20 protein-coding genes are annotated in these 25,217 nt (G+C 71.7%); 4 read left to right on the top strand and 16 right to left on the bottom strand.

The window, feature by feature from the left end; genetic code table 11:
• Positions 1-134: 134 nt before the first annotated feature.
• From ABD340_RS38690 to ABD340_RS38645, 10 genes are all read right to left on the bottom strand, one after another.
• A complete protein-coding gene (locus tag ABD340_RS38690) occupies positions 135-2,057 on the bottom strand; it encodes a TIGR03960 family B12-binding radical SAM protein (RefSeq protein WP_344596015.1) in 1,923 nt (640 codons plus the stop codon).
• A gap of 99 nt (positions 2,058-2,156) precedes the next feature.
• Positions 2,157-3,341 carry a rod shape-determining protein RodA gene (gene rodA, locus ABD340_RS38685; protein WP_344596013.1) on the bottom strand — a complete coding sequence of 395 codons (1,185 nt, stop codon included), beginning with the start codon at positions 3,339-3,341 and terminating at the stop codon, positions 2,157-2,159.
• A complete protein-coding gene (gene mrdA / locus ABD340_RS38680) occupies positions 3,338-5,410 on the bottom strand; it encodes a penicillin-binding protein 2 (protein ID WP_344596012.1) in 2,073 nt (690 codons plus the stop codon). Before mrdA ends, rodA begins: the two co-directional genes overlap by 4 nt.
• Positions 5,407-6,003, bottom strand: a complete 597-nt coding sequence (gene mreD / locus ABD340_RS38675; protein ID WP_344596010.1) for a rod shape-determining protein MreD — start codon at positions 6,001-6,003, stop codon at positions 5,407-5,409. Before mreD ends, mrdA begins: the two co-directional genes overlap by 4 nt.
• 5 nt (positions 6,004-6,008) lie before the next feature.
• Positions 6,009-7,034, bottom strand: a complete 1,026-nt coding sequence (gene mreC / locus ABD340_RS38670) for a rod shape-determining protein MreC (RefSeq protein WP_344596009.1) — start codon at positions 7,032-7,034, stop codon at positions 6,009-6,011.
• A 100-nt stretch (positions 7,035-7,134) separates the two neighbouring features.
• Positions 7,135-8,169 (bottom strand): rod shape-determining protein, encoded by a 1,035-nt coding sequence (locus ABD340_RS38665; protein ID WP_425547512.1) that lies wholly within the window; start codon positions 8,167-8,169, stop codon positions 7,135-7,137.
• A 298-nt stretch (positions 8,170-8,467) separates the two neighbouring features.
• The gene (ndk, locus tag ABD340_RS38660) at positions 8,468-8,878 is read right to left on the bottom strand and encodes a nucleoside-diphosphate kinase (protein WP_344596007.1); all 411 of its coding nucleotides are present in this window, start codon (positions 8,876-8,878) and stop codon (positions 8,468-8,470) included.
• A gap of 100 nt (positions 8,879-8,978) precedes the next feature.
• On the bottom strand, positions 8,979-10,391 hold the full coding sequence (locus tag ABD340_RS38655) for a hypothetical protein (RefSeq protein WP_344596005.1): 1,413 nt from the start codon (positions 10,389-10,391) through the stop codon (positions 8,979-8,981).
• Between the two features lie 103 nt (positions 10,392-10,494).
• Entirely contained in the window at positions 10,495-10,812 is a 318-nt protein-coding gene (locus ABD340_RS38650; protein WP_344596003.1) for a DUF4233 domain-containing protein, read from the bottom strand.
• A gap of 68 nt (positions 10,813-10,880) precedes the next feature.
• Positions 10,881-12,251 carry a bifunctional folylpolyglutamate synthase/dihydrofolate synthase gene (locus tag ABD340_RS38645; protein ID WP_344596088.1) on the bottom strand — a complete coding sequence of 457 codons (1,371 nt, stop codon included), beginning with the start codon at positions 12,249-12,251 and terminating at the stop codon, positions 10,881-10,883.
• 130 nt (positions 12,252-12,381) lie between these two features.
• Between ABD340_RS38645 and ABD340_RS38640 the strand changes: the two genes are divergently transcribed.
• Positions 12,382-13,638 carry a folylpolyglutamate synthase/dihydrofolate synthase family protein gene (locus tag ABD340_RS38640; RefSeq protein WP_344596001.1) on the top strand — a complete coding sequence of 419 codons (1,257 nt, stop codon included), beginning with the start codon at positions 12,382-12,384 and terminating at the stop codon, positions 13,636-13,638.
• 6 nt (positions 13,639-13,644) lie between these two features.
• On the opposite strand, the gene ABD340_RS38635 is transcribed toward ABD340_RS38640, so the two are convergent.
• The 3 genes from ABD340_RS38635 to ABD340_RS38625 form a co-directional block, all read right to left on the bottom strand.
• On the bottom strand, positions 13,645-15,252 hold the full coding sequence (locus tag ABD340_RS38635) for an alkaline phosphatase D family protein (RefSeq protein ID WP_344595999.1): 1,608 nt from the start codon (positions 15,250-15,252) through the stop codon (positions 13,645-13,647).
• 190 nt (positions 15,253-15,442) lie between these two features.
• Positions 15,443-16,585, bottom strand: coding sequence for a hypothetical protein (locus ABD340_RS38630; protein ID WP_344595998.1), 1,143 nt, complete (start codon positions 16,583-16,585; stop codon positions 15,443-15,445).
• 119 nt (positions 16,586-16,704) lie between these two features.
• Positions 16,705-19,326, bottom strand: coding sequence for a valine--tRNA ligase (locus ABD340_RS38625; RefSeq protein ID WP_344595997.1), 2,622 nt, complete (start codon positions 19,324-19,326; stop codon positions 16,705-16,707).
• A gap of 139 nt (positions 19,327-19,465) precedes the next feature.
• Here ABD340_RS38625 and ABD340_RS38620 point away from each other — a divergent pair, with 139 nt between their 5' ends.
• The 3 genes from ABD340_RS38620 (at position 19,466) to ABD340_RS38610 (ending at position 21,706) form a co-directional block, all read left to right on the top strand.
• Entirely contained in the window at positions 19,466-20,164 is a 699-nt protein-coding gene (locus ABD340_RS38620; RefSeq protein WP_344595995.1) for a hypothetical protein, read from the top strand.
• Between the two features lie 94 nt (positions 20,165-20,258).
• The gene (locus tag ABD340_RS38615; protein WP_344595994.1) at positions 20,259-21,044 is read left to right on the top strand and encodes a sensor histidine kinase; all 786 of its coding nucleotides are present in this window, start codon (positions 20,259-20,261) and stop codon (positions 21,042-21,044) included.
• Positions 21,041-21,706 carry a response regulator transcription factor gene (locus ABD340_RS38610; protein ID WP_344595992.1) on the top strand — a complete coding sequence of 222 codons (666 nt, stop codon included), beginning with the start codon at positions 21,041-21,043 and terminating at the stop codon, positions 21,704-21,706. Before ABD340_RS38615 ends, ABD340_RS38610 begins: the two co-directional genes overlap by 4 nt.
• A gap of 597 nt (positions 21,707-22,303) precedes the next feature.
• Here the strand turns inward: ABD340_RS38610 and clpX are convergent.
• The 3 genes from clpX to ABD340_RS38595 all read right to left on the bottom strand — a co-directional run bounded on the left by clpX (position 22,304) and on the right by ABD340_RS38595 (position 25,108).
• Positions 22,304-23,578, bottom strand: a complete 1,275-nt coding sequence (clpX, locus tag ABD340_RS38605; protein WP_344595991.1) for an ATP-dependent Clp protease ATP-binding subunit ClpX — start codon at positions 23,576-23,578, stop codon at positions 22,304-22,306.
• A 173-nt stretch (positions 23,579-23,751) separates the two neighbouring features.
• Positions 23,752-24,414: an ATP-dependent Clp protease proteolytic subunit gene (locus tag ABD340_RS38600; protein WP_344596086.1), complete on the bottom strand. Its 663-nt coding sequence runs from the start codon at positions 24,412-24,414 to the stop codon at positions 23,752-23,754.
• A gap of 61 nt (positions 24,415-24,475) precedes the next feature.
• A complete protein-coding gene (locus ABD340_RS38595; protein WP_344596085.1) occupies positions 24,476-25,108 on the bottom strand; it encodes an ATP-dependent Clp protease proteolytic subunit in 633 nt (210 codons plus the stop codon).
• Between the last annotated feature and the right edge of the window lie 109 nt (positions 25,109-25,217).

The following is a 25,217-nucleotide window of genomic DNA, read 5'->3' as shown; positions in this document are numbered from 1 at the left end:
TCTCGAGTCGAAAACGTCTCCCTATAGAGTACGGGTCGCCCGGGGCCTTTGGGCCCGGCGGGCTGGCCCAAGGCGTCGCGATCAGTGCCCGCGCGGCCCCGCCCGGTGGCGCGAGCCCCGTCCAGGAAGGCGTTTCAGACGACCGAAAGCGGCAGCAGTTTCTTGCCGGTCGGGCCGATCTGGATCTCGGTGCCCATGGTCGGGCAGACCCCGCAGTCGTAGCAGGGGGTCCACCGGCAGTCCTCGACCTCGGTCTCGTCGACGGCGTCCTGCCAGTCCTGCCAGAGCCACTCGCGGTCGAGGCCGGCGTCGAGGTGGTCCCAGGGCAGCACCTCGACCTCGTCGCGCTCGCGCAGCGTGTACCAGTCGAGGTCGACCGGCTCGCCGGCCAGGGCCTTGTCGGCGCAGGCCGTCCAGCGGGCGTAGGAGAAGTGCTCGCTCCAGCCGTCGAAGCGGCCGCCGTCCTCCCACACCGCCCGGATGATCTTGCCGACCCGGCGGTCGCCGCGGGACAGCAGGCCCTCGATGATCGACGGCTGGCCGTCGTGGTAGCGCAGGCCGATGGCGCGGCCGTACTCCTTGTCGCCGCGCAGGGCGTCCTTGAGGGCGCGCAGCCGCCGGTCGACGGTCTCGTGGTCGCATTGGGCGGCCCACTGGAACGGGGTGTGCGGCTTGGGCACGAACCCGCCGATGGAGACCGTGCAGCGGATGTCCTTGCGGCCGGTGGCGTCCCGGCCCGCCTTGATCACCCGCTTGGCCATGTCGGCGATGGCCAGGACGTCCTCGTCCTCCTCGGTGGGCAGCCCGCACATGAAGTAGAGCTTGACCTGCCGCCAGCCGTTCTCGTAGGCGGTGCTCACGGTGCGGATGAGGTCGTCCTCGGTGACCATCTTGTTGATCACCTTGCGCATCCGCTCGGAGCCGCCCTCGGGCGCGAACGTCAGCCCGGAGCGGCGGCCGCCGCGGGAGAACTCGTTGGCCAGCGTGATGTTGAACGCGTCGACCCGGGTCGAGGGCAGCGACAGCGAGGTGTTGGTGCCCTCGTAGCGGTCGGCCAGGCCCTTGGCCACGTCCCCGATCTCGCTGTGGTCGGCGCTGGACAGGCTGAGCAGCCCGACCTCCTGGAAGCCGCTCTCCTTCAGCCCCTGGTCGACCATGTCGCCGATCGTGGTGATCGACCGCTCCCGCACCGGACGGGTGATCATCCCGGCCTGGCAGAACCGGCAGCCGCGGGTGCAGCCGCGGAAGATCTCCACGCTGAACCGCTCGTGCACGGTCTCGGCCAGGGGCACCAGCGGCTTCTTCGGGTAGGGCCACTGGTCGAGGTCCATGACCGTGTGCTTGTCGACCCGCCACGGCACGCCCGGACGGTTCGGCGCGACCCGCTGGATCCGGCCGTCGGGCAGGTAGGTCACGTCGAAGAAGCGCGGGACGTAGACGCCGCCGGACCGGGCCAGCCGCATCAGCAGCTCGTCCCGCCCGCCGGGGCGGCCCTCGCCCTTCCACTCCCGGATCACCTCGGTGATCGCCAGCGCGATCTCCTCGCCGTCGCCGAGCACGGCGGCGTCGAGGAAGTCGGCGATCGGCTCGGGGTTGAACGCCGCGTGCCCGCCGGCCAGCACGATCGGGTGCTCCTCGCCCCGGTCGGCCGCCTCCAGCGGGATGCCGGCCAGGTCGAGCGCGGTCAGCAGGTTGGTGTAGCCCAGCTCGGTGGAGAACGACACGCCGAGCACGTCGAACGCCGCGACCGGGCGGTGCGCGTCGACGGTGAACTGCGGGATGCCGTGCTCCCGCATGATCGCCTCAAGGTCGGGCCAGACGCTGTAGGTGCGCTCGGCCAGGACGCCCGCGCGCTCGTTCAGGATCTCGTAGAGGATCTGGACGCCCTGGTTCGGCAGCCCGACCTCGTAGGCGTCCGGGTACATCAGGGCCCACCGCACCTCGGCCTCGTCCCAGTCCCGCACCTGGGAGTTCAGCTCGCCGCCGACGTACTGAATCGGCTTCTGCACGCGCGGGAGCAGCGGCTCCAGACGCGGGAAGATCGACTCGACAGGCATGCGGTGTCCTCCGGGGCGGGCTTGGGAACGGACCATCCAGCCTACCGCCGCCGCACCCCGTCCCGGCCCCGTTCAAGATCCCCGCCGGCTCGCGGCGGTTCAGTCGAACGGGCGGCGTCTCAGATGGACGGCCTGCAGCAGTCCCAGCGCGATCATGTTGGCGAACGTGGCGGACCCGCCGTAGGACACGAACGGCAGCGGCAGCCCGGTGATCGGCATGATGCCCAGGGTCATGCCGATGTTCTCGAACGACTGGAAGGCCATCCAGCACACGATCCCCGAGGCCACCAGCGTGCCGAACAGGTCTGCGGCCTGGGTGGCGATCCGCAGGCCGCGCCACATGACCACGCTCAGCAGCAGCACGATCACGGCCGCGCCGACGAAGCCGAGCTCCTCGCCCGCCACGGTGAAGATGAAGTCGGTCTGCTGCTCGGGGACGAAGTGCCCGCCGGTCTGCTCGCCGTTGAACAGGCCCTTGCCCGTCACGCCGCCGGACCCGACCGCGATCCGGGCCTGCTGGGCGTTGTAGCCGGCGCCGCGCGGATCGGCGGACGGGTCCATGAACGCGGTGAACCGCGCCAGCTGGTACGGCTTGAGCAGCTCGAAGAACCAGGCCGCGAACGCCACCAGCAGCCCCGACCCCACCAGGCCGCCCAGCCAGCGCTTGGGCGCCCCGGAGATGGCGAGCATGCCCATCACCACGGCCATGAAGACCAGCGTGGTGCCCAGGTCCGGCTGCAGCATGATCAGCGCGGCGGGCGCGCCCGCCAGCACCAGCGCCAGCAGCATGTCCCGGCCCCCCGGGCCGACCTCGCCGTCGCGCGGCTCGCCCAGGATCATCGCCAGCAGCACCACCAGCCCGACCTTGGCGAACTCCGAGGGCTGCAGCTGGAACCCGCCGCCGAGCACGATCCACGAGTGCGAGCCGTTGATCGTGTCGCCCAGCGGGGTCAGCACCGCGACCAGCCCGACGCAGGACAGGCCGTACAGGATCGGGGCGTAGGCGCGCATCAGCCGGTAGTCGAGCACGGCGACCAGGCCGCACACCGCGAAGGCCAGCACGACGTTGAGGATGTGCCGTTTGAAGAAGCTGTTGGGGTCGTCGCCGCGCTCGGTCAGCAGCGGGACGGTCGCCGCCCGGACCAGCAGCGCGCCGATGATCGACAGCGCCAGCACGGTCAGCACCAGCACCCAGTCCAGCCGGCGCAGCGCGGCCAGCCGCCGCTGCCAGACCGACTGGTCGCGGTAGCCGTCGAGGGCGCCGACCCCGGTGTCGCCGATCATGGCGCGGACCGCAGCGCGCGCAGGTCGGGCAGCTTGTCGGGCAGCCGGCCGTCCTTGAGCGCGGGCTTCTGGCCGCCCAGGCCGTACATCGCCTCGTAGATCTGCCGGACCGCCGGGCCGGCGGTGGACGCGCCGGTGCCGCCCTGGGAGACCATCGCGACCACCGCGTACCGCGGCTTGTCGGCCGGGGCGAAGGAGGCGAACCAGGAGGTGTCGTTCTTGCCCCAGACCTCGGCGGTGCCGGTCTTGCCGGCTACCGGGACCTTCTTGAGGTCGAAGCCCTGGAACGCCCCGGCCGCGGTGCCCGACTTCGGCACCTCCGCCAGCGCTTTGCGCATGTACTTGAGCACCTTGGAGTCGACCGGCAGCTTGGGCGCGCGCGGCGCGTCGAGGCGGCGCGCCACCGAGCCGTCGGGCTTCACCACGGCCACCCCCACCCGCGGGACGACCAGCTTGCCGCCGTTGGCCAGCGCCGCGTACGCGCGGGTCAGCTGCAACGGCGTCACCAGGATGTCGCCCTGCCCCACCGAGAAGTTGGCCGCGTCACCGGCGCGCCACACATAGCCTTCGGCGCAGTTCTCGGCGGCGACCGCCTTGAGGTAGGAGGCACGGCCCGGATCGGTCTTGGCGACCTCGGGGTAGCCCTGCTTGGCGCCCTTGCAGTCGGCCTTCTTGGTGGCGTTCCAGTAGCCGCGCTTCCAGGCCCGGTCGGGGATGCGGCCCGGCGTCTCCCCCGGCAGGTCGATCCCGCTGCGGGCGCCGAAGCCCCACTCGCGGGCCATGCCGACCATCGGGTCCTTGGGATTCTTGCGCGGCTTGGTGGCGCCGTCGCGCAGCCACTCCTCGTAGGCGAACTTGTAGAAGATCGTGTCGCAGGAGACGACCAGGGCGCGGTGCAGGTTCATGGCGCCGTGCCCCTGGCCCTCGAAGTTGGTGAACGCGCGGCTGCCCACGTTGTAGGAGCCCGGGCACGGGTAGATGCCGTTGAGCGAGTAGCCGTCGGCCACCGCCGCCGCCACCGAGGAGATCTTGAACGTGGAGCCCGGCGCGAACTGGCCGTGCGTGGCCCGCGAGATCAGCGGCTCGCCGCGCTTCTTGCCGAGCAGCGCGTCGTACTCGTCCTGGGAGATCCCGCCGGTCCAGATGCCGGGGTCGTAGGTGGGACGGCTGGCCAGCGCCACCACGCGGCCGTTGGTCACGTCCATGACCACCGCGGCGCCCGCGTCGGCCTTCTCGCCGCGCCCGCGGGCCGCCTTCATCTGGTCGTCCAGGGCCTTCTCCGCCGCCGCCTGGATCCGCGCGTCGATGCTGGTGATCACGGTGTCGCCGGGGATCGCGGCCTGCTCGGACGCAGTCCCGGTCACCCGCCCCTGGCTGTCGACCAGCACCCGCCGCAGGCCGGGGCGGCCGCGCAGGTCGGGGTCGTAGGTCGCCTCCAGGCCGTCCCGGCCGACCAGGTCGACCCCGCTGTAGCCGGTGAACTTCTGGTCCTTGCGCTTGTCGAGTTCCTCCTGCGTGACCGGCTGGATGTAGCCGAGGGCCTGCACGGCGGCCGCCCCCTCCGGCCGCGGGTACTCGCGCACCGCCTGGACCGCCGCGGTCACGCCCGGGAAGTCCTCCTGGCGTTCCATGATCTGCAGCGCCCGCTTGGGATCGACCCGGTCGTCCACCGGGATCGGCTGGTACGGCGAGCCGGGCCAGCACGGGCGCTTGACCGTCGGCGAGCACAGCCGGGTCTTCTTGATCAGCTCGTCGTGGGAGGTGCCGAGCACCCCGGCCAGCCGGGTCAGCACTCCCCTTCCCTTGTCCTTCTGCCGCCCCAGCGTGGTCTTGTCGACCGACACCACCAGCGCGGTGCGGTTGCGCACCAGCGCCCGCCCCGAGCTGTCGAGGATCACGCCGCGGACGGCAGGGACGACGATGTCGCGGATGCGGTTCTGCTCGGCGATCTGCTGGTACTTCTCGCCCTCCAGCACCTGCAGCGTCCACAGCCGCCCCATCAGGACCAGCAGCATCGCGGCGACCAGGACGTACAGCACCACCAGCCGGAAATGGGTGCGCGGGTTCACAGTCCCGACCCCCGGCCCGACATCGCGCGGTAGCGGGCGGTGGGCACCGCCATCCGGTTGCGGGTCCGGTCGCGATGCTCATGCCGGCCGGTGACCTTGAGGACCGACCACACCACGAACGGGCTGGCTATCACGTCGTACAGCACCTGCAGCGGCACCATCCGCGACACCAGCGCCCAACTGGAGCGCGGATCGCCCAGCATCATCCCGGTCAGCGCGTACAGCACGGTGCCGGCCAGCGCCCCGGCCGCCACCGCCAGGAAGGGCACCAGCGACTGCCGGTCCATCTCGGCGGCGGCCAGCCCGCACACGTACCCGATCAGGCAGTAGACCAGCGCGTACCGGCCGATCGTGTGGTCGGCGGGCGGGATGATGTCGGCCGCCAGCCCGGCGGCGAAGCCGGCCACGATGCCGGTCAGCGACCCGTACACCAGGGCCAGCGCCACCACGGCCAGCAGCACCAGGTCGGGCGTGATCTGGCCGGGCAGCGGCAGCCGGTTGGCCACCGAGACCTGCAGGATCAGCGCCACCACGAGCACCACCCCGGCCATCAGCTTGCGGCCGGCCGGCGCGGTCTCCGGTGCGTTCAGCACGTCGATCAGTCCCCCGCTTCGCTGGTGGTCGGGCTCGGCGACCCGCTGGCCCGGTCGCTCGGCCGGTCGCTCGCCCGGCCGCTCGGCCGCCCCTCCGGCGCGCCGCTCGGGGTGCCGCTCGGGGTACGGGACGGCGACGGGCTCGGACTGGGCGGCTTGGGCGGCAGCACGGCGTCCCGCGGGTCGGCCTTGGGCGGCGCGACCACCACGGCCACCACGTCGAGGGTGGTGAACCGGGTGAACGGACGGATGTAGGCGGTGCGGGTCAGCCCGCCGACCGGCTCGTCGATCCGCTCCACCATCCCGATCGGGACGCCCGGCACGTACGGCCGCTCGCCCTGCGAGCCCAGCGTCACCAGGCGCTGCCCGACCCGCATGGGCGCGTTGGCGTTCAGCAGCTGGAACCGCATCGGGGTGGCGCCGCCCCCGCCGAACCCGCGGCGGCCCCGGCCCTGCACGATCCCGATCTCCCGGGAGTCCTCCAGCCGGCTGCCGACCGAGGAGGTCACGTCGGTGGCCAGCAGCACGGTCGCGGTGGCCGGGCCGACCCGGGTGACCCGGCCGACCAGCCCGTCCGCGCTCATCACGGTCATGTCGGGTTTGACCCCGCTGCGGCTGCCGACGTCCAGCGTGACGGTGTCCTCGAAGCCCTGGCCGGCCGAGATCACCTGGGCCGCGACGATCTTGTAGCCGCCCATGCCCGCGGTGCCGAGCAGCCGGTCCAGCTGGGCGGCGCGGGTGCGGTCCATCCCGCCCGAGCGCAGCTGCTCGCGCAGCCGCTGGTTCTCGCGTTCCAGCCGGTCGGCGCGGCGGCGTTCGCCGGGCGCGTCGGTGACCGCGTCGAGGGTGTTGCCGATCGGCCGCACCACCGCCGCCGACACCCGTTCGACCGGGCCGAAGACCGCGGCGCCCACGCCGCGCAGCCCGCGCAGCGGGGAGTTCGCCCCACCGCGGTAGTCGACCGTGATCAGCATCAGCGCGACCACGAGCAGCACGCCGAGGACCACGCGGGTCCGCCGGGTGTCCTTCACCCACCGACCTCCCGATTCATCGCCTGTGGGCGGGGGTCAGTGCTGGGGGGACTACCCCCGGCCCCCCGAACGGCTCGCCATCAGTGCCATCAGAGTGTCGTCAGTGTCTGGGCTCGGGGACGAGCACCTGGCGCAGCGACTCGAAGTCCTCCACGCACTTGCCGGTGCCGAGCACGACCGAGTCGAGCGGGTTGTCGACCAGATGGATCGGCATCCCGGTCTCCTCCCGGAGGCGCTCGTCGAGGTTCTTCAGCAGCGCGCCACCGCCGGTGAGGGCGATCCCGCGGTCCATGATGTCGCCGGACAGCTCGGGCGGGCATTTGTCGAGGGTGGTCTTGACCGCGTCCACGATCGCGTTGACCGGTTCCTCGATCGCCCGCCGCACCTCCTCGGAGGAGATCACCACCGTCTTGGGCAGCCCGCTGACCAGGTCGCGGCCGCGGATCTCGGCGTGCGGCTCCTCGTCCTTGGTGGGGAACGCCGAGCCGATCGCCATCTTGATCTCCTCGGCGGTGCGTTCCCCGAGCATCAAGGAGTATTCCTTCTTGGAGAAGGAGATCACCGCCTGGTCGAGCTCGTCGCCGCCGACCCGCACGGACTGGCTGGTGACGATCCCGCCGAGCGAGATGATCGCGACCTCGGTGGTGCCGCCGCCGATGTCGACGACCATGTTGCCGGTCGGCTCGTACACCGGGAGCCCGGCGCCGATCGCGGCGGCCATCGGCTCTTCGATGATGTAGACGCGCCGGGCGCCGGCCTGGTAGCCGGCCTCCTTGACCGCGCGCTGCTCCACCCCGGTGATGCCGCTCGGGACGGCCACCACGATGCGCGGCTTGGCGAAGTGCCGTCTTTTGTGGACCTTCTGGATGAAGTAGCGCAGCATCCGTTCGGTCACGTCGAAGTCGGCGATCACACCGTCCTTGAGCGGACGCACGGCGACGATGTTGCCCGGGGTGCGGCCGATCATCCGCTTCGCCTCGATCCCGACCGCGACGATCTTCCCAGTGTTGGTGTTGATCGCCACGACCGAGGGCTCGTTGAGGACGATGCCGCGCCCGCGCACATAGACCAGCGTGTTGGCAGTGCCAAGGTCGACCGCCATGTCACGGCCTAGAAACGACAGCTTGTTACCCATGAAGAAAGGGAGCCCTTCATGCTTGACGGGCGTGCAGAGCGGCGTCCCCATCGTAACGCGACGAAGCCGGGCAGGGCAGGCACCCGGTGGCCGCGAGTCGCCTAAAGAACACGTTCTGAGCAGCTGGGTTTCCCATTAAAGAGCACGCGGGCCGGAAGATCCGGCCCGCGTGTCCGCTGATCCGCCGCGGCGGCCACCGGAATGTTCGCGCGGCGTTCGCCGCGCCGCCCGCGGTGTTCACCGCGAAGCCCGCGGTGTTCGAGGCGGTGTTCGCGCGGCGGCCGCGGGGTGATCGTGCTCAGCCCAGGTCGGGGAAGAACAGCTTGATCTCCCGGTCCGCCGAGTAGGTGGAGTCGGAACCGTGCACGATGTTCTCGCCGATCTCCAGGGCGTGGTCGCCGCGGATCGTGCCGGGGGTCGCGTTCACCGGGTCGGTGGCGCCGGCCAGCGCGCGGAACGCCTCGATCGCGCGCGGCCCCTCGACCACCATCGCCACCAGCGGGCCGCCGGTGATGAACTCGACCAGCTCGCCGAAGAACGGCTTTTCGGCGTGCTCCTCGTAGTGGGCCTCGGCGGTCTCGCGCGCCAGCGTGCGCAGTTCCAGCGCCACGAGCTTCAGGCCCTTGCGCTCGATCCGCGAGATGACCTCGCCCACGACACCGCGGCGGACGCCGTCGGGCTTGACCAGGACAAGAGTGCGCTCGGACACGGGTGGTCCTCCTTGAAGACTGTCTGACGAGATGGGCGCGCCCCGCCGCAGCGGACTGCCAGAAGGGGCACCCCGGCGCTCCGGGTGTGCGCCGCGAAGCTTACCCGCCTCCGGGCTCCGGGACGGCCTCGCCGCCGCCGCGCCGCCGCCGCGCGGCGAGCGCCAGGACGAGGGCGATCACGCCGGCGGCCACCAGCCAGGCCCGGTAGCCGTCGGTCAGCGCGGCCAGCCGCTGCGCCGCGGTCTCCGGCCGCGCGTGGTACCAGCGTCCCGCCTGGAGGGAGAGCACCAGGAGCTGGCCGGTCAGGACGGCGGGGAAGCACAGGCCGAGCCCGAACAGCGCCGCGCTCGGCCCGGCGTCGCGCAGCGAGGCGGCCAGCGCCGCGCCCACGCCGAGCCCCAGCGGCACCAGCACGGCCGCCAGCAGGCGCGGGTCTCCGGCGGCGGGCGTGGCGAGCGCGACCACGACCGCGACGACGATGAGGCCGTGCCCGCCGGTGACCGCGGCCCGCACCGCCCTCTCCGGGAGCCGGACGGTCAGCAGGGCCCCGGCCAGCGCCGCCGTCCCGCCCGCCGCGAACGGGACCGTCGGGACGCCCCCTGCCCCCTGCGCCGCCCCGCCCGTCGCCCCGTCCACGGCACCGCCCGCCGCCAGCCCCGCCAGCGGACCTGCCAGCGGGTACGCCAGCAGCCCCGCGGTGACCATCACGACCGCGCAGCCGAGCGGGCTGCCCGCGGTCGCGTCCCGTCCCGCGACCACCGCCAGCCCGAACAGCGCCACGAGCGCGATGCCGGCCACCACCAGCCGTGCGCCGGGCGACCAGTCATGGGTCGTCGCCACCGCCAGGAACGCCAGCCCGGCCGCCGGGGCGACCGGAAGCACGAGCTGCCCGCGTTCGGCCGACCTGGGCGCGGGCAGCGGCTCGGCCCGGACGCCCCGCCGGCCCTCGGCCAAGCCCACGATCAGTGCCGCGGCCGCCGCGGCGACCGCGAACCAGGGAAAGGGGGCGAGCGCGTCCCGCCATCCGCCTTCCTCGAGCATGTACAGCGCGAGCGGCATCGCGCCCAGAAGCCCGGCCGCGAGCGTCCCGGCCCAGAACGCGACGAGGAACCGGCTGCGCCGCTCCCACACCAGCACGAGCGACGCGGGAAGCATGAAGCCCGCGCCGGCGCCCTGCGCCAGCCGGGCCGCCGCGACAGCGGGCACCGAATTCGCGTACTGGGCACCGGCCAGGCCCGCGAGCAGCAGCAGCAAGCCGGCGGCCAGGACGAGCCGCGGCGAGGAGCGGCGCGCCAGCCCTGCCGCCGACGGGACGGCCAGCAGCAGCGCGGGGAGGGTGACCCCGGCGGCGCGCACGAAGGCGGGCCCCTCGCCCAGGCTCGCCCGCGCGGCGTCCATGACGCCGGGGCTGAGATCGGGCAGGACCAGCGCGGCCGCGGGCGGGGCGGTCAGGGCGAGCAGCGCCGTCCCGGTTGCGGCCGCGGCGGAACGGCAGGACGAACGGTGGGACACGGCCCTCTCCTCCGGGGTCGTCGCCCACCGATGGGACAAATAGTGAAATGCCCGAATTAGTCAAAAATTGCGGTGGACTGATGGCGAAGCCGTCCCCGCGAATTTAGCGCGCCCCGGCACCTTCCGCCTTGCGCCCCATCCAGATCGCCGTCCCCCACAGCACCCCGAAAAGGGCACCGAGGAAGAACATGGTCGGCACCATGAACCCGGTCGCGATGACCAGCACCTGCAGCGCCGTACCCGCCGGAACCGCCCAGGAGAACCGCAGCATTCCGGCCATGACCAGGCAGATCACCGCGAGTCCACCGCACACCAGGCCCGCGATCAAGGCGTCCACCTTCAGCACCGCGATCGCGACCGGAACGGCCAGGCCGATCACGATCGCCTCGCATGCCAAAACCGTCGACAGCAATCGCCGCACCGGGTTTCCACTGGGATCGCCCGTGCGATTACCTGTGGGATTGCCCGTGGGCGGACGCTCCTGCACGCTCACCGGCCCCCCTCCACACGCAGCAGAGTGCGGGCGTCGCCCGCCGTGACCACCGAACCGGTGATCAGCACGCCCGCGCCCCGGTACTCGCCCGTCTCCTCGGCCAGCCCGATCCCGCGGTCGATGGCGTCGTCCAGCCGCGGCACGGCATGCACCCGCTCGGTGCCGAAGATCCCCTCGGCCAGCTCCGCCAGCTCGTCCACCGGCATCGACCGCGGCGAGGAGTTGCGCGTCACCACCAGCTCCGCCAGCACCGGCTCCAGCTGGTCCAGGACGCCCGCGACGTCCTTGTCGGCCGCCGCGGCGAACACCCCCACCAGCCGGCTGAAGTCGAACGACTCGGTGATCGTCGCGACCGTGGCGGCCATTCCCGCCGGGTTGTGCGCCGCGTCCAGCAGCACCGTCGGCCCGGTGCGCGCCACCTCCAGCCGCCCCGGCGACGACGATTTGGCGAACCCGCTGCGCACCAGCGCCGGGTCGAGCTGCCCCGCCTCGCCGCCCACGTACGACTCCCCCGGGGCGATCCGCGTGGCCGCCTCCAGGTTGGGCTCCCCGCGCGTCGGCGCGCCGCTGGCGAAGGCCTCCACCGCCGCCAGCGCGGTCGCCGCGTTGCCCGCGTGATGCTCGCCGAACAGCGGCAGGAAGATCTCGTCGTAGGCGCCGTGCAGCCCCTGGAGCCGGATCTGCTGGCCGCCGAACGCCACGTCCCGGTGCAGGACGCCGAACTCCACGCCCTCCCGGGCCGCCGTGGCGCCGACCTCGACCACCCGCCGCAGCAGCACCTCGGCGGCCGCCACCGGCTGCTGCGCCAGCACCGCGACCGCGCCCGGCTTGATGATCCCGGCCTTCTCCGCGGCGATCTCCTCGATCGTCTCGCCCAGGTAGCGGGTGTGGTCGAGCCCGATCGGCGTCACCACCGCGACCGTGCCGTCGGCCACGTTGGTGGCGTCCCAGGACCCGCCCATCCCGGTCTCGACGACCGCCACGTCCACCGGCGCGTCCGCGAACGCCGCGTACGCCATGGCCGTGAGCACCTCGAAGAACGACAGCCGCGTGCCGTGCTTGTCGTCGATCAGCCCCAGGTAGGGCAGCACGTCCTCGTACACCTGGACGAACCGCTCCTCGGAGATCGCCTCCCCGTCGACCGCGATCCGCTCCCGCAGCGTGTTCAGCTCGGGGCTGGTGTAGAGGCCGGTGCGCAGCCCCCGCTCGCGCAGCAGCGCCTCGACCAGCCGGGCCGTGCTCGACTTGCCGTTCGTCCCGGCGATATGGATCACCGGATACGCGCGCTGCGGCTCGCCCAGCACGTCGACCAGATCGCGGATCCGGTCGAGGGTGGGATCGATCTCCCACTCGACCCCGCGGCTCATGATCGCGGTCACGACGGCGCGGTAGTCCAGCGGCTCGGTTACCTGGCTCACGATGCCCCAGCCTACTGGCCATGCCCCGCCGCCTGACGGTGGCCCCGAGCCCGCCGGCCGGCGCTGACAAACTGAAGGCATGGCGGCCGAGGTCGAAGAGGTGTTCTTCCGCGAATGGCGGCGGCGCGGGCCGGGCGAGACCCGCAGCCTTGAACGCGCCCGCGCGCTCGCGGAAAGGCTGGCACTCCCGGATCCGGACCGTCCCGTGCTGGCCGTCGTCGGTTCGAAGGGCAAGGGCACCGCCGCCACATACGCGTCGGCCGTCCTGGCCGCGAGCGGGCTGCGCGTGGGAACGGTGACGAGCCCCGCCTACCGCGGCAACCGGGAACGGATCCGCGTGGACGGCCGAGCCGTCGGCGAAGCCGAACTGGAACGCCTGGCCGGGCGCCTCCAGGACGGGATCCGGGGGCTGCCGGGCCGTGCCGGCGGCTACCTGTCCCCCTCGGGGCTGTTCCTGCTGGCCGGGGCGCTGCACGCGCGGGAGGCCGGGCTGGACGTCCTGGTGCTCGAGGCGGGCATGGGCGGCCGCTCCGACGAGATCTCGCTCTTCCCGCCCGCCGTCGCCGGGATCACGCCGGTGTTCCGCGAGCACGCCGGGGTCCTCGGCGACACCGTCACCGAGATCGCCGAGGAGAAGGCCGGGGCCGTGGCGCCCGGCACCCGCGCCGTCGTCTCCGCGCCGCAGAGCGAGGAGGCGGCCCGGGCGATCGCGACGACCGTACGGAAGATCACCGGCGGGGCGGTGGAAACGCCCCGGGCCGGGGGCGGCCTCTCCGCCGACCTGCTGCCGGCCGACCTGCTGCCGGCCGGGCTGTCCCGGTCCGCGGCCGAGACCGGCCACCTGGCCGCCCTGCGCCTCCTGGACGCCTGCGACCGGGACGCCCCACCACCCCGGCGTCTGCGGGCGACACTGGAGACGCTCACCCTCCCAGGCCGACTGTCCTGGCACGGCGTCCCCGGGACCGGCACCGCGCTACTGGCCGACTCGGCCATCGACCGGGCCGGGCTCGCCGCCGCCGTCACCACGGCGCGAACCCGCTGGGGCACGATCGACCACGCCGTCGTATGCCTTCCCGACCACAAGGACGTGGACGGCGCCATCACCGAACTGCGCGACCTGCCGGTGACCTGCGTCCGGCTGCCCTACGACCACCTGCGCTTCTCCCGTCCCCTGCCGGAGACCTGGGACGTCATCGACGCCGCGGCTCTCACCCGCGAGTCCCTGGCGGGCCTGGGCCGCCGCGTGGTCGTCCTGGGGACCGTCTACTTCATCGGCCTGGTACTGGACCTGGTCGACGCCGACACCGACCGCCTCTTCACCCCGCCGCCGCCTTGAGACGGTTCAGGCGGGCTTGGCGCCGGGGCGTTGGTCCTCGACGACGTAGCTCGCCCGGGTGGAGATCGGTGCGCCGGGCTTGGTGACGTAGGGCATCACGCGGAAATCGCTGCGCCAGCGTTCGCTGTTGACGTTGACCCGGACGTAGCCGCGCTGGAAGTTGTAGAACTTCAGGTGCGGGTTGGCCGCCAGGTACGCCTGGCCGGCGGCGTCGATGTCTGCGCCGTCCCTGCCGCTGGTGACCGACGTCCCGACGAACTCGGTCGCGACCGTGCGCGAGTCCGGCTCGTCATAATCGGCCTTGAGGTCCAGCGCGTAGTTGGTGTGGCGGTCCCCGGTGATCACGACCAGGTTGCGGACGCCGCGTTCGTCGGCGGCGGCCAGCACGCGGTCGCGGTCGGCGACATAGCCGTCCCAGGGGTCCAGCGACAGCAACTGGCCGGGTCCGGGGTCCTCGTCGGTCTGGGCCATCGGCGCCTGGTTGCCCAGGATCTGCCAGTGTGCCCGCGAGCGGCTGAACTCCTCGACCAGCCAGTCGCGCTGGGCCGCGCCCAGGATGCTGCGGTCGGTGTCGAAGCGCTCCTCGCAGCCGGTGGTCTTCCCGGTTCCGTTGCCGTGGTTGCAGGGCTGCGGGTCGCGGTACTGCCGTGTGTCGATCATCGTGATGTCGGCCAGCCGCCCGTACGGCAGCCTCCGGTGCAGCCGGATGCGGGTGCCGGAGGGGAGCTGGGCGCTGCGCAACGGCAGGTTCTCGTAGAAGGCCTGGAACGCCGCCGTCCGCCGCTTGGCGAACTCCACCGGATCGGGGTTGGGGTGCCGGCCGCGCAGGACCTTGTCGGCGGCCCAGTCGTTGACCACCTCGTGGTCGTCGAGGGTGTGGATCCAGGGGAAGCGGGCGTGCGCCTTCCGCAGCGGCTCCTCGGCCTTGTAGAACGAGTACTGCAGCCGGTACCGGGCCAGGTCGAACGCCTCGGTGCCGAGCTGGGGCGGCGCGGCCTCAGCGCGCTGGTTGTTGGCCGCGTTGATCTCCAACTCGTAGATGTAGTCGCCGAGGTGCACGATGAGGTCGAGGTCCTCCTCGGCCATGTGGTCGTAGGCGGTGAAGTACCCGTCGTGCCAGGCCGCGCAGGACGTGAAGGCGAAGTTGAGCTCGCGGGGCATGGAGGCGGCGGCCGGTGTCGTGCGGGTCCGGCCGACCGGGGAGATCTCACCGCCCGCGCGGAAGCGGTAGAAGTACTCGCGATCGGGTTCGAGCCCATGGACCTCGGGATGCACCGAGTGGCCCAGTTCCGGCGAGGCCACCGCGGCGCCGCGCCGGACGACGCTCTGGAACCGCTCGTCCCGGGCCACCTCGTACTCGACCCGGACGCTGTGGGAGGGCATACCGCCACCGCCGTCGGCCGCGAAGGGCTCGGGCGCCAGCCGGGTCCACAGGACGAACCCGTGCGGCAGCGGATCGCCCGATGCGACGCCCAGCGTGAACGGGTTGCTCTTGCGCAGGGTCCGGGCCGCGGCGCTCTCCCCGCCCAGCACGCCCGTGCCGAGCACGACCGCGGCCGCGCTCGTCCCGCCCAACCCGAAGAACCGCCGCCGCGACATCAAACGTGAACGCACAGAAACGAGACCTCCACCTCGAACCGGACGGGCGTGATCGGACCCCGCGACCGACCTCGAATCGATCAATGAGGACGACCATTGCCGGACCAGGAAGATGATCTTAGAGGGGAGGATCGGCGCGTTCGGCGGAAACGCGTCATCCGGTCTGGTGCGGGCTCGGGCGGCGCCCCGATCGGGTGGCCCGCCTTCAGGACGTCCTTTTCTCCAAGTCGGTGCGCATGCGCAGCGTCAGCGGGGCCAGGGCGTTGGGCCGGGCCGCTGCCGCCGGCTCGTTCGAGGCGACGAAGCCGAAGGAGTTCTCGGTGGCCCAGGCGCAGAAGAGGTGGGTCTCCCTCAGGACGGCGAACGTCCCGCACGAGATCTGGCCGCCCGCCTTGCCCGGCGGGGTCTTCGCGGCCGTGAGGACCGTGCTGGGACGGGCCTTCTTCAGGAACGCGGCCGGGTCGCCGATGGCGGCCGTGCCGCCCAGGAAAAGAATGCTCTGCGCCCCGTTCACCTGGTCGCGGTAGACGCCGCGGGCGGTGGCGGCCTTCTCGACGCCACCGGCCCGGATCGCGGCGATGACGAACGGGTAGGCGGAGCTCATCGCCGGGGCCGAGGGATCCTTGCGAAGGCCCCCGGCCGTTCCGGCCGCGGCGACCTTGCGCAGCGGAACGTCGTCACCGCCCGCGACCACGACCAGGACGGCCGTGACGGCCGCCGCGAGGACGCCCACTCCAACGGCGACGGCCGCCATCAGCCCGGTCTTCGACTTGCGTTCGGGGGCCGGACGCGGCGGGGCGGGGGCCGGCGGGGCCGGGGGTCGCGGCGTCCAATGCTGGTCTGTGGCGTGCCAGACGTGCTGAGGGCCGGTCGAGATGACCTGGTCGACGAAGGCGTCGGGGGCCGCGGGAGGTGCGGGAGGCGGTTCGGGCGGGGCCGCGGGGGCCGGAGGCGGCGGCGCGACCCGGGCGGCCTCGGGTGAGGGCGCGGGCGCCGGCACGAGCATGATGTCGCCCGGCGCGGGCAGCGGGGGCGGCGGCTCGCCCCCCGGAGGGGGAGGGCCCGCGACGATCGCGGCCGGATCGGGGGGCGGCGCCGCCCTCACCGGGATCGGGTCGATCACAGTGGGCGGCGGCGGCGCGGGCCGCAGGCCGGTCACCGATGGCGGCGGCGTCGGGTCCGGGGTGGACGAGGCCCACCACGGGGCCACCGGCAGCGGCGCGGGCGGCATCATGAACGGCCGGGCGGCGTCCGCCGACGCGTCGCCCTCGCCCGCGACACGCGGGATGAGCTGCGGAGCGTTCAGATCGTCGGACGGCATTTCGGGCCGGGGGGGCGATTCAGTCATTACGCTCCCGAAGGAGTATTCCCACGGATCAAAGATCGTAGCCATGACGCGCGCCGCTCGCGGCGGGTTCACGCATTCCCCCGGCGCGGACGCCGAGGGAACGCGCGACGCGCGGGCGGTCAGCCTGGCAGCGCGGCCAGTTGCGCCTCCAGGCGCTCGATGTCGGTCTCCGACTGGGCCAGCCGGTCGCGGTTCTTGGCGACGACGGCCTCGGGGGCCTTGGCCATGAACGCCTCGTTCGCCAGCTTCCGCCGGGCCTGGTCGGCCTCCTTGCGGGCGGCGGCCAGGTCCTTCTCCAGCCGCCTGCGCTCCGCCGCGACGTCGATGACGCCGGCCGTGTCGAGCCGCACCGTCACGCCCTCCACCGGCAGCGACGCCGTCGCCGAGAACCCCTCGCCCGGCTCGGTGAGCCGCAGCAGCGTGCGGACGCCCTCCTCGTGGACGACCAGCGGCGACCCGCCGAACTCCAGGGCCGCGGCGACCCGCTGCCCCGGCTTCAGCCCCTGGTCGCTGCGGAAGCGCCGCACCTCGGTGACCATCCGCTGCAGCGACTCCACCTCGGCCTCCGCCCCGGCGTCGTGCCGGGACGCGTCCGCGGCCGGCCACTCCGCCCGCAGCAGCGTCTCGGCCTGCGACAGCGACGTCCACAGCTCCTCGGTGACGAACGGGACCACCGGGTGCAGCAGGCGCAGCAGCTTGTCGAGGACCTCGCCCAGGACGCGTCGCGTCGCCGCGGCCTTCTCATCGGCGAGCTGCACCTTGGCCAGCTCCACGTACCAGTCGCAGACCTCGTCCCACGCGAAGTGGTAGAGCGTCTCGCACGCCTTGGCGAAATCGAAGCCCTCCAGCTGCGCGTCGACCTCGGCGATCACCCGGTTCAGCCGGGACAGGATCCAGTTGTCGACCGTGGTCAGCTCGGCGGCGGGCGGCAGCTCGCCGCGCACGTGCGCGCCGTTCATCAGCGCGAAGCGGGTGGCGTTCCACAGCTTGTTGCAGAAGTTGCGGGAGCCCTGCGCCCAGTCCTCGGCCACCGGGACGTCGCCGCCCGGGTTCGCGCCGCGCAGCAGCGTGAACCGGGTCGCGTCGGCGCCGTAGCGGTCGATCCAGTCCAGCGGGTCGACCACGTTGCCGAACGACTTGGACATCTTCTTGCCGTGCTGGTCGCGGACCATGCCGTGCAGCGCGATGGTCTTGAAGGGCTCGGCGCCGTCCATCGCGTACAGGCCGAACATCATCATCCGGGCGACCCAGAAGAACAGGATGTCGTAGCCGGTGACCAGCACCGACGTCGGGTAGAAGCGGTCGAGGTCGGCGGTGCGCTCCGGCCAGCCGAGCGTGGAGAACGGCCACAGCGCCGAGGAGAACCAGGTGTCGAGGACGTCGGTGTCCTGCGTCCACCCGGCCGGCGGCTCCTCGTCCGGCCCCGGGCAGCGGACCTCGCCGTCCGGGCCGTACCAGACGGGGATGCGGTGCCCCCACCACAGCTGGCGGCTGATGCACCAGTCGTGCATGTTGTCGACCCACTCGAAGTAGCGGGCGGCCATCTCCGGCGGGTGGATCGCGACCCGCCCGTCCCGGACCGCGTCACCGGCCGCCTTCGCCAGCGGCGCCACCTTGACGAACCACTGCAGCGACACGCGCGGCTCGACGACCGTGGAGCAGCGCTGGCAGTGGCCGACCGCGTGCTCGTACGGGCGGACCTCCTTGACGATCCGGCCCTGCTCCCGCAGTGCCGCCACCACCGCCGGGCGCGCCTCGAACCGGTCCAGACCCTGGAACGGGCCGTGCGCGGTGATCACACCCCGCTCGTCCATGATCGTCAGAAGCGGCAGGTCGTGCCGCCGGCCGATCTCGAAGTCGTTGGGGTCGTGCGCCGGGGTCACCTTCACCGCGCCGGTGCCGAACTCCGGGTCGACGTGCGCGTCGGCGACCACCGGGATGGAACGGCCGGTCAGCGGCAGCTCGATCTCGCGCCCCACCAGGTGCCGGTAGCGCTCGTCGTCGGGGTTGACGGCCACCGCCGTGTCGCCCAGCATCGTCTCCGCCCGGGTCGTGGCGACCACGATCTCGGCGTCGCCCGAGCCGTACCGGATCGAGACCAGCTCGCCCTCGCGCTCGGCGTGCTCCACCTCGATGTCCGACAGCGCGGTCAGGCAGCGCGGGCACCAGTTGATGATCCGCTCGGCGCGGTAGATGAGGCCGTCGTCGAACAGCCGCTTGAAGATCGTGCGAACGGCGCGCGCACGGCGGTCGTCCATCGTGAACGCCTCGCGCGTCCAGTCGACGCTGTCGCCCAGCCGGCGCATCTGCCCCAGGATCCGGCCGCCGGACTCGGCCTTCCACTTCCAGACCCGCTCGACGAACGCCTCCCGGCCCAGGTCATGCCGGGATTTGCCCTCCTTGGCAAGCTCCCGCTCCACCACGTTCTGGGTGGCGATGCCGGCGTGGTCCATGCCCGGCGCCCACAGCGCCTCATACCCCTGCATGCGGCGCCGGCGGACCAGCGCGTCCTGGATGGAGTGATCCAGGGCATGGCCCATATGCAGCGAACCTGTCACATTAGGTGGCGGGATCACGATGGAGTACGCGGGGGCGTCAGGCCGCCGGCCCGGGTCGGCGGTGAACAGCCCGGCCGATACCCAGCGTTCGTAGAGCCTGCCCTCGACGTTCGCGGGCTGGTACTGGGTGGGCAGATCGACCTCGGCGGCCCCTGGGCCGCGCTCATGGCTGGGCGTCGTCACGGAGCCAGATTCTACGGGTCCCGAAAAGGTAGAACGCCCCGACGCCCTGATGCGTCAAAGAGATCGGCTGCAAGATGCGGAACCTCGCCGGAAGGGCATCCCCTGACCCGCCCGGCCGAGTGCGACAAGGAGTTTGGATATGAGCGGTTGGAACCCCCCGCCCGCGCCCGGAGGTCCCCCGGGCTACGGTTACGGCGCCCCCGGGCCCGGCTTCGCCCCGCCCCCGCCGCGCCGCTCGTCCGGGGCCGGTCTGATCATCGGCCTGATCATCGGTATCGGGCTGATCCTCACCGTGCTGGTCGTGGTGGTCGTGGTGGTGATCGGCGCGACCAGCAAGCACGAGATCAACACCCCCTACACCGCCGGCGGGATGACCCGCGACTACACGACCGAGAGCCGGATCTCCTCCCAGCTCAGCTCGCAGCGGTCGATCATCCGGCGGGCCACCGGCTACAAGATCACCGAGGTGAAGACCGCCGTTTACGGCTCGGGGTCGGAGAAGTACCTGTTCGTGGGCGGCACCGGCGACTTCGATGCGGACGAGCTCTACTCCCAGTGGCGCAGCGCCGTGAACGCCGAGATCTCCAGCAACGTCTCGACGATCACCATTCCGATCTCGGACGCCGGCGGTGACGGCGAGGCGGTGTGCAGCACCGTCCGCAACCGGCAGTCGACGCTGTCGACCTACACCACCGCCATCTGCGCCTGGTCCACCGACAGCTCGTTCGGCACCATCATGCCGATCCCCGACGGGGGCTCGCTGTCGTCGTCCAACAGCGTCAGCTACTCCAGCGTGGCCTCCACGATGCGCCGCATGCGCGACGACATCGAGGACTGATCCCGCGATGGTCGGGACTCCGGTCACCTGACACCGGGTCGTCCCACCGGCGAGGCTGGACAACGGCGTCCGGACTCGACGGGAAGGGGGCGGGATGCGATCGGTGGTGGCGCGCACGGCCGGGCTGGCGGCGGCCTTCGCCGCGGGCGCGGCGGTCGCGCATCTGGCGCACATCCCGCACCTCACCCGGCTGACGACCGACCTGCAGCGTTCCCGGGAACGGATCCTGGCCACCCGGGAGGAGGAGCGCCGCCGCCTCCGGCACGACCTGCACGACGGCCTCGGCCCCACCCTGGCCAGCCTGGCCATGTCGCTGGACACCGCCCGGATCACCCTGGCCGGCGAGCCGGAGCGGATCGAGCCGGTGCTGTCGGAGCTGCGCGACCGGCTGGCCACCACCGTGGGCGAGATCCGCGAGCTGGCGCACGGCCTGCGCCCGCCCGCCCTGGACGATCTGGGCCTGCCGGCGGCGATCGAGTCGCTGGCCGAGGGCTGCTGCGACCGGGTGGACGTCCGCTTCGAGGGCGACCGGACCGATCTGCCCGCCGCGGTCGAGGTCGCCGCGTACCGCATCGTCGAGGAGTCCGTCGAGAACATCCGCAAGCACGCCCGGGCGGCCACCACGCTGGTGCTGCTCAGCCGGGACGCCGAACTGCACATCATGATCGCCGACTCCGGGGTCGGGCTGCCCGAGGCCGTCCGCGGCGCCGGACCGCCCCGCACCGGCGGGCTGGCCCGGATGCGGGAGTGGGCGGCCGAGGTCGGCGGCGGCTGCACCGTCACCTCCCGCCCCGGCGTGGGCACGATCGTCTCCGCCCGCCTGCCGCTGGCCGTGCCCGGCTACCATCGGGCTTTCACCGGCGAAAGCGGGCGGGCATGAGCGCGGAGGGCATCCGAGTCCTCATCACCGACGACCATCCGGTCTTCCGGCAGGGCCTGAAGGGGCTGCTGCAGGCACTGGGCGTCGAAGTGGTCGGCGAGGCCGAAAGCGGCCCCGACGCGGTGCGGATGGCGGCCGAACTGCAGCCCGACGTGGTCGTCATGGACCTGCACATGCCCGGCGGCAACGGCATCGAGGCCACCCGCACCATCACCCGCACCAGTCCCCGCATCGGGGTGCTGGTCCTGACGATGTTCCAGGACGACGACTCGGTCTTCGCGGCCATGCGCGCCGGCGCCCGCGGCTACCTGCTCAAGGAGTCGGGCGCCGAGGAGATCGCCCGCGCCGTCCGCGCGGTCGCCGCCGGCGAGGCCATCTACGGCCCGGAGATCGCCCGCCGCGTGCTCACCTACTTCACCGACATGCCGGACCCGCGCCAGACCGCGTTCCCGCAACTTACCGAGCGGGAACGGGAGGTACTCGAACTGATCGCGCAGGGCCGCAGCAACCAGGACATCGCCGCGACGCTCTTCCTCAGCCAGAAGACCGTCCGCAACCACGTCAGCAACATCTTCATGAAGCTGCACGTGGCCGACCGCGCCCAGGCCATCGTCCTGGCCCGCGAAGCCGGCCTGGGCGAATCCACCCGCAACCCCACCTGACCCCGCCCCCGCCCTGATCAGGCCACAGACGGCGGCCACGGCAAGCGATCTGGCTCGGGCCGAGAACCGCGCACCCCCAGTGCACCACGCGCGGCTTTGTCAGGCGCGGCTAACCGAGGGGGTAACCCCCGCGGGTCTACCTCAAGCACACACAGGGCAGGGCAGAGCCCCGCCAGGGGTGCCGCCCTGCGGCGAGTTTTAGGTGAGTCGGGGGCGTGTGCCCCGGCGATCTCACCAGGACACGACCAGACCCGCCCCCCTCGGGCTACGGGTGGAGCCCCTGCCGGGGTTTGGGAGGCCGTCCGTCCCACCTGGGGGTGGCCCCCCAGATGCCCCGGAGCCCCAAGGGGGTGTGGGGGCGGAGCCCCTGCCAGAGGGCGTGGATGCGGGCCCGATTGGATGTGGCCGTCCCCCGGCCGGGGGCTGGCCCCAGATCAATACAGCACGGCCGAGGGGCAGCGGTCCCTAGCCTGCACAGACACCAGCCCCGTGCACCATCGGGGGTTCCAGGGGGTCGCCCCCCTGGGCCAGCACGAGGAGGGGGCACCGGTCCGCGCTTTCCGCGGACACACTGCTCCCGTGCCCCCTCCCTCCTCCTCAGGCGCTCTTTTCTCTGGGTTCACGCTTGGTGCGTTCGCGTGGGACGAGGGTCGGGTTGACGTGTTCCAGGACGGCCTCGCGGGTGATGACGACGCGGGCCACGTCCTGGCGGCTCGGGACCTCGTACATCACCGAGAGGAGGACCTCTTCCATGATGGCGCGCAGGCCGCGGGCGCCGGTGCCGCGGAGGATGGCCTGGTCGGCGATCGCCTCCAGGGCGTCGTCGGTGAACTCCAGGTCGACCCCGTCGAGCTCGAACAGCCGGTGGTACTGGCGGACCAGGGCGTTCTTCGGCTCGGTCAGGATGTTGATCAGGGCCTCGCGGTCGAGGTTGTGCACGCTGGTGATCACCGGGAGCCGGCCGATGAACTCGGGGATCATGCCGAACTTCAGCAGGTCCTCGGGCATCACCTCGCCGAGTACGTTCACCGACTCGTCGAACTCGGACTTGGAGCGGATCACCGCGCCGAAGCCCATGCCCTGCTTGCCGACCCGGGACTCGACGATCTTCTCCAGCCCGGCGAAGGCGCCACCGCAGATGAACAGCACGTTGGTGGTGTCGATCTGGATGAACTCCTGGTGGGGGTGCTTGCGGCCGCCCTGCGGCGGGACGCTCGCGGTGGTGCCCTCCAGGATCTTCAGCAGTGCCTGCTGGACGCCCTCGCCCGAGACGTCCCGGGTGATCGACGGGTTCTCGCTCTTGCGAGCGATCTTGTCGACCTCGTCGATGTAGATGATCCCGGTCTCGGCCTTCTTGACGTCGTAGTCGGCCGCCTGGATCAGTTTGAGGAGGATGTTCTCCACATCCTCGCCGACATAGCCCGCCTCAGTGAGCGCCGTCGCGTCCGCGATCGCGAACGGCACGTTGAGGAGTTTGGCGAGCGTCTGCGCGAGCAGCGTCTTACCCGAACCGGTGGGGCCCAGCAGCAGGATGTTCGACTTGCCGAGCTCGACGGTGTCGTCCCGCCCCGTGTCACCGGACTGGATGCGCTTGTAGTGGTTGTAGACGGCGACGGACAGTGCCTTCTTCGCCGTGTCCTGCCCGATGACGTAGGAGTCGAGGAACTCGTAGATCTCCCGCGGTTTGGGCAGGCTGTCCCACTTGAGGTCGGAGGTCTCGGAGAGCTCCTCCTCGATGATCTCGTTACAGAGATCGATGCACTCGTCGCAGATGTACACGCCCGGACCCGCGATGAGCTTTTTGACCTGCTTTTGGCTCTTCCCGCAGAACGAGCACTTGAGCAGATCACCACCGTCGCCGATGCGTGCCACCCAACTGTCTCCTTTTCGTGGGGCCGCCCGCCTTGGAGGATGCGGCGCAGCTCGGTTGCGTCCCGAAGGCTTTCGACGTTGGACTCGACGTTACCGCCTGAACGGGACTTGGTAAGCCCCCCGCCCGGAAGTATCACGACCGGGCTGAGGGTTTCCCAGGTCCGCGTGCCGTCTCAGGACGACACTACCTCGGCCTTGCGCTTCCTGCTGAGGAAGACGTCGTCGACCAAGCCGTAGTCCTTGGCCTCGTCCGCCGTCAAGATCTTGTCGCGCTCGATGTCGAACCGGACATCGTCCACGCTCTTGCCGCTGTGCCGGGCGAGGATCGTCTCCAGTTGGTCGCGGATCCGCATGATCTCGCGGGCCTGGATCTCGATGTCGCTGGACTGCCCGTAGGTGCCCTCGGTGGCGGGCTGGTGGATGAGGATCCGCGAGTGCGGCAGCGCGGCGCGCTTGCCGGGCGTGCCGGCGGACAGCAGCACCGCCGCCGCGGAGGCCGCCTGGCCGATGCAGACCGTCTGGATGTCGGGCTTGACGAACTGCATCGTGTCGTAGATCGCCGTCATGGCGGTGAACGAGCCGCCGGGCGAGTTGATGTAGATGCTGATGTCGCGGTCGGGGTCGATCGACTCCAGCGTGAGCAGCTGGGCCATCACGTCGTTGGCGGACGCGTCGTCGATCTGCACCCCGAGGAAGATGATCCGCTCCTCGAAGAGCTTGTTGTACGGGTTCATCTCCTTGACCCCGTACGTGGTGCGCTCGACGAAGGAGGGGATGATGTAACGGTTGTCGACCGGCAGCGGGCCGCCACCGGACTGGACGCCCGGCCGGACCAGATCGCCGAAGCCGGGTCGGATCAGATCGCTCACTGTGTGCCTCCGCTGAGGATTCAGGTCGTCAGGAGACGGGGCCCTGGGAGGGCACCTGGTTGGCGCTGAGCACCACGTGGTCGACGAAGCCGTAGTCCTTGGCCTCGCCGGCGGTGAACCAGCGGTCGCGGTCGGAGTCGCGCTCGATCTGCTCGAGCGCCTGCCCGGTGTGTTCGGCGATCTTCTCGGCGAGCGTCTTCTTCACGTACAGCATCTGCTCGGCCTGGATCTTGATGTCGGAGGCGGTGCCCCCGATGCCGCCGGACGGCTGGTGCATCATGATGCGCGCGTGCGGCAGGGCGTAGCGCTTGCCGGTCGTGCCGGCGCAGAGCAGGAACTGGCCCATCGAGGCGGCCAGGCCCATCCCGACCGTCACCACGTCGTTGGGCACGTACTGCATGATGTCGTAGATCGCCATGCCGGCCGTCACCGAGCCGCCGGGCGAATTGATGTAGAGGGTGATGTCGCGGCGGCCGTCCTCGGCGGACAGCAGCAGAAGCTCGGCGCAGATGCGGTTGGAGATGTCATCGTCGACCTGCTGGCCGAGGAAGATGATCCGCTCGCGCAGCAGCCGCTGGAAGAGCTGGTCGCCCAGAGGCAGCAGGGGCGCCTCGGCGACCCGCGCCTGGATCCGCGACGACTCGTCGAAAGTCGGAGGCATGCTCACCGGGTGTTCCTCCGGTCCTTTTATCGGTTCGGATGATTGGACATTAACGCGCCCCGGGGCCCGGTTAAGCCGGTAGGGCCTCCTTTTCGCTGGGGGCGTACCC

Origin of the sequence: Actinomadura vinacea, from assembly GCF_039532545.1 — a bacterium.
In the GTDB taxonomy this organism is placed as follows: Bacteria; Actinomycetota; Actinomycetes; order Streptosporangiales; family Streptosporangiaceae; genus Spirillospora; species Spirillospora vinacea.
The sequence above is the reverse complement of the archived record's forward strand: the minus strand, read 5'-3'. Positions and strand labels throughout refer to the sequence as shown.

Coding starts and splice junctions, on each gene's coding strand:
- ABD340_RS38690 (WP_344596015.1), bottom strand. CDS start 2,057: ATGCCTGTCGAGTCGATCTTCCCGCGTCTGGAGCCGCTGCTCCCGCGC.
- ABD340_RS38640 (WP_344596001.1), top strand. CDS start 12,382: ATGGCGGCCGAGGTCGAAGAGGTGTTCTTCCGCGAATGGCGGCGGCGC.
- ABD340_RS38620 (WP_344595995.1), top strand. CDS start 19,466: ATGAGCGGTTGGAACCCCCCGCCCGCGCCCGGAGGTCCCCCGGGCTAC.
- ABD340_RS38610 (WP_344595992.1), top strand. CDS start 21,041: ATGAGCGCGGAGGGCATCCGAGTCCTCATCACCGACGACCATCCGGTC.
- ABD340_RS38595 (WP_344596085.1), bottom strand. CDS start 25,108: ATGCCTCCGACTTTCGACGAGTCGTCGCGGATCCAGGCGCGGGTCGCC.
- ABD340_RS38630 (WP_344595998.1), bottom strand. CDS start 16,585: ATGACTGAATCGCCCCCCCGGCCCGAAATGCCGTCCGACGATCTGAAC.
- rodA (WP_344596013.1), bottom strand. CDS start 3,341: ATGATCGGCGACACCGGGGTCGGCGCCCTCGACGGCTACCGCGACCAG.
- ABD340_RS38645 (WP_344596088.1), bottom strand. CDS start 12,251: ATGAGCCGCGGGGTCGAGTGGGAGATCGATCCCACCCTCGACCGGATC.
- ABD340_RS38615 (WP_344595994.1), top strand. CDS start 20,259: ATGCGATCGGTGGTGGCGCGCACGGCCGGGCTGGCGGCGGCCTTCGCC.
- ABD340_RS38665 (WP_425547512.1), bottom strand. CDS start 8,169: ATGGGTAACAAGCTGTCGTTTCTAGGCCGTGACATGGCGGTCGACCTT.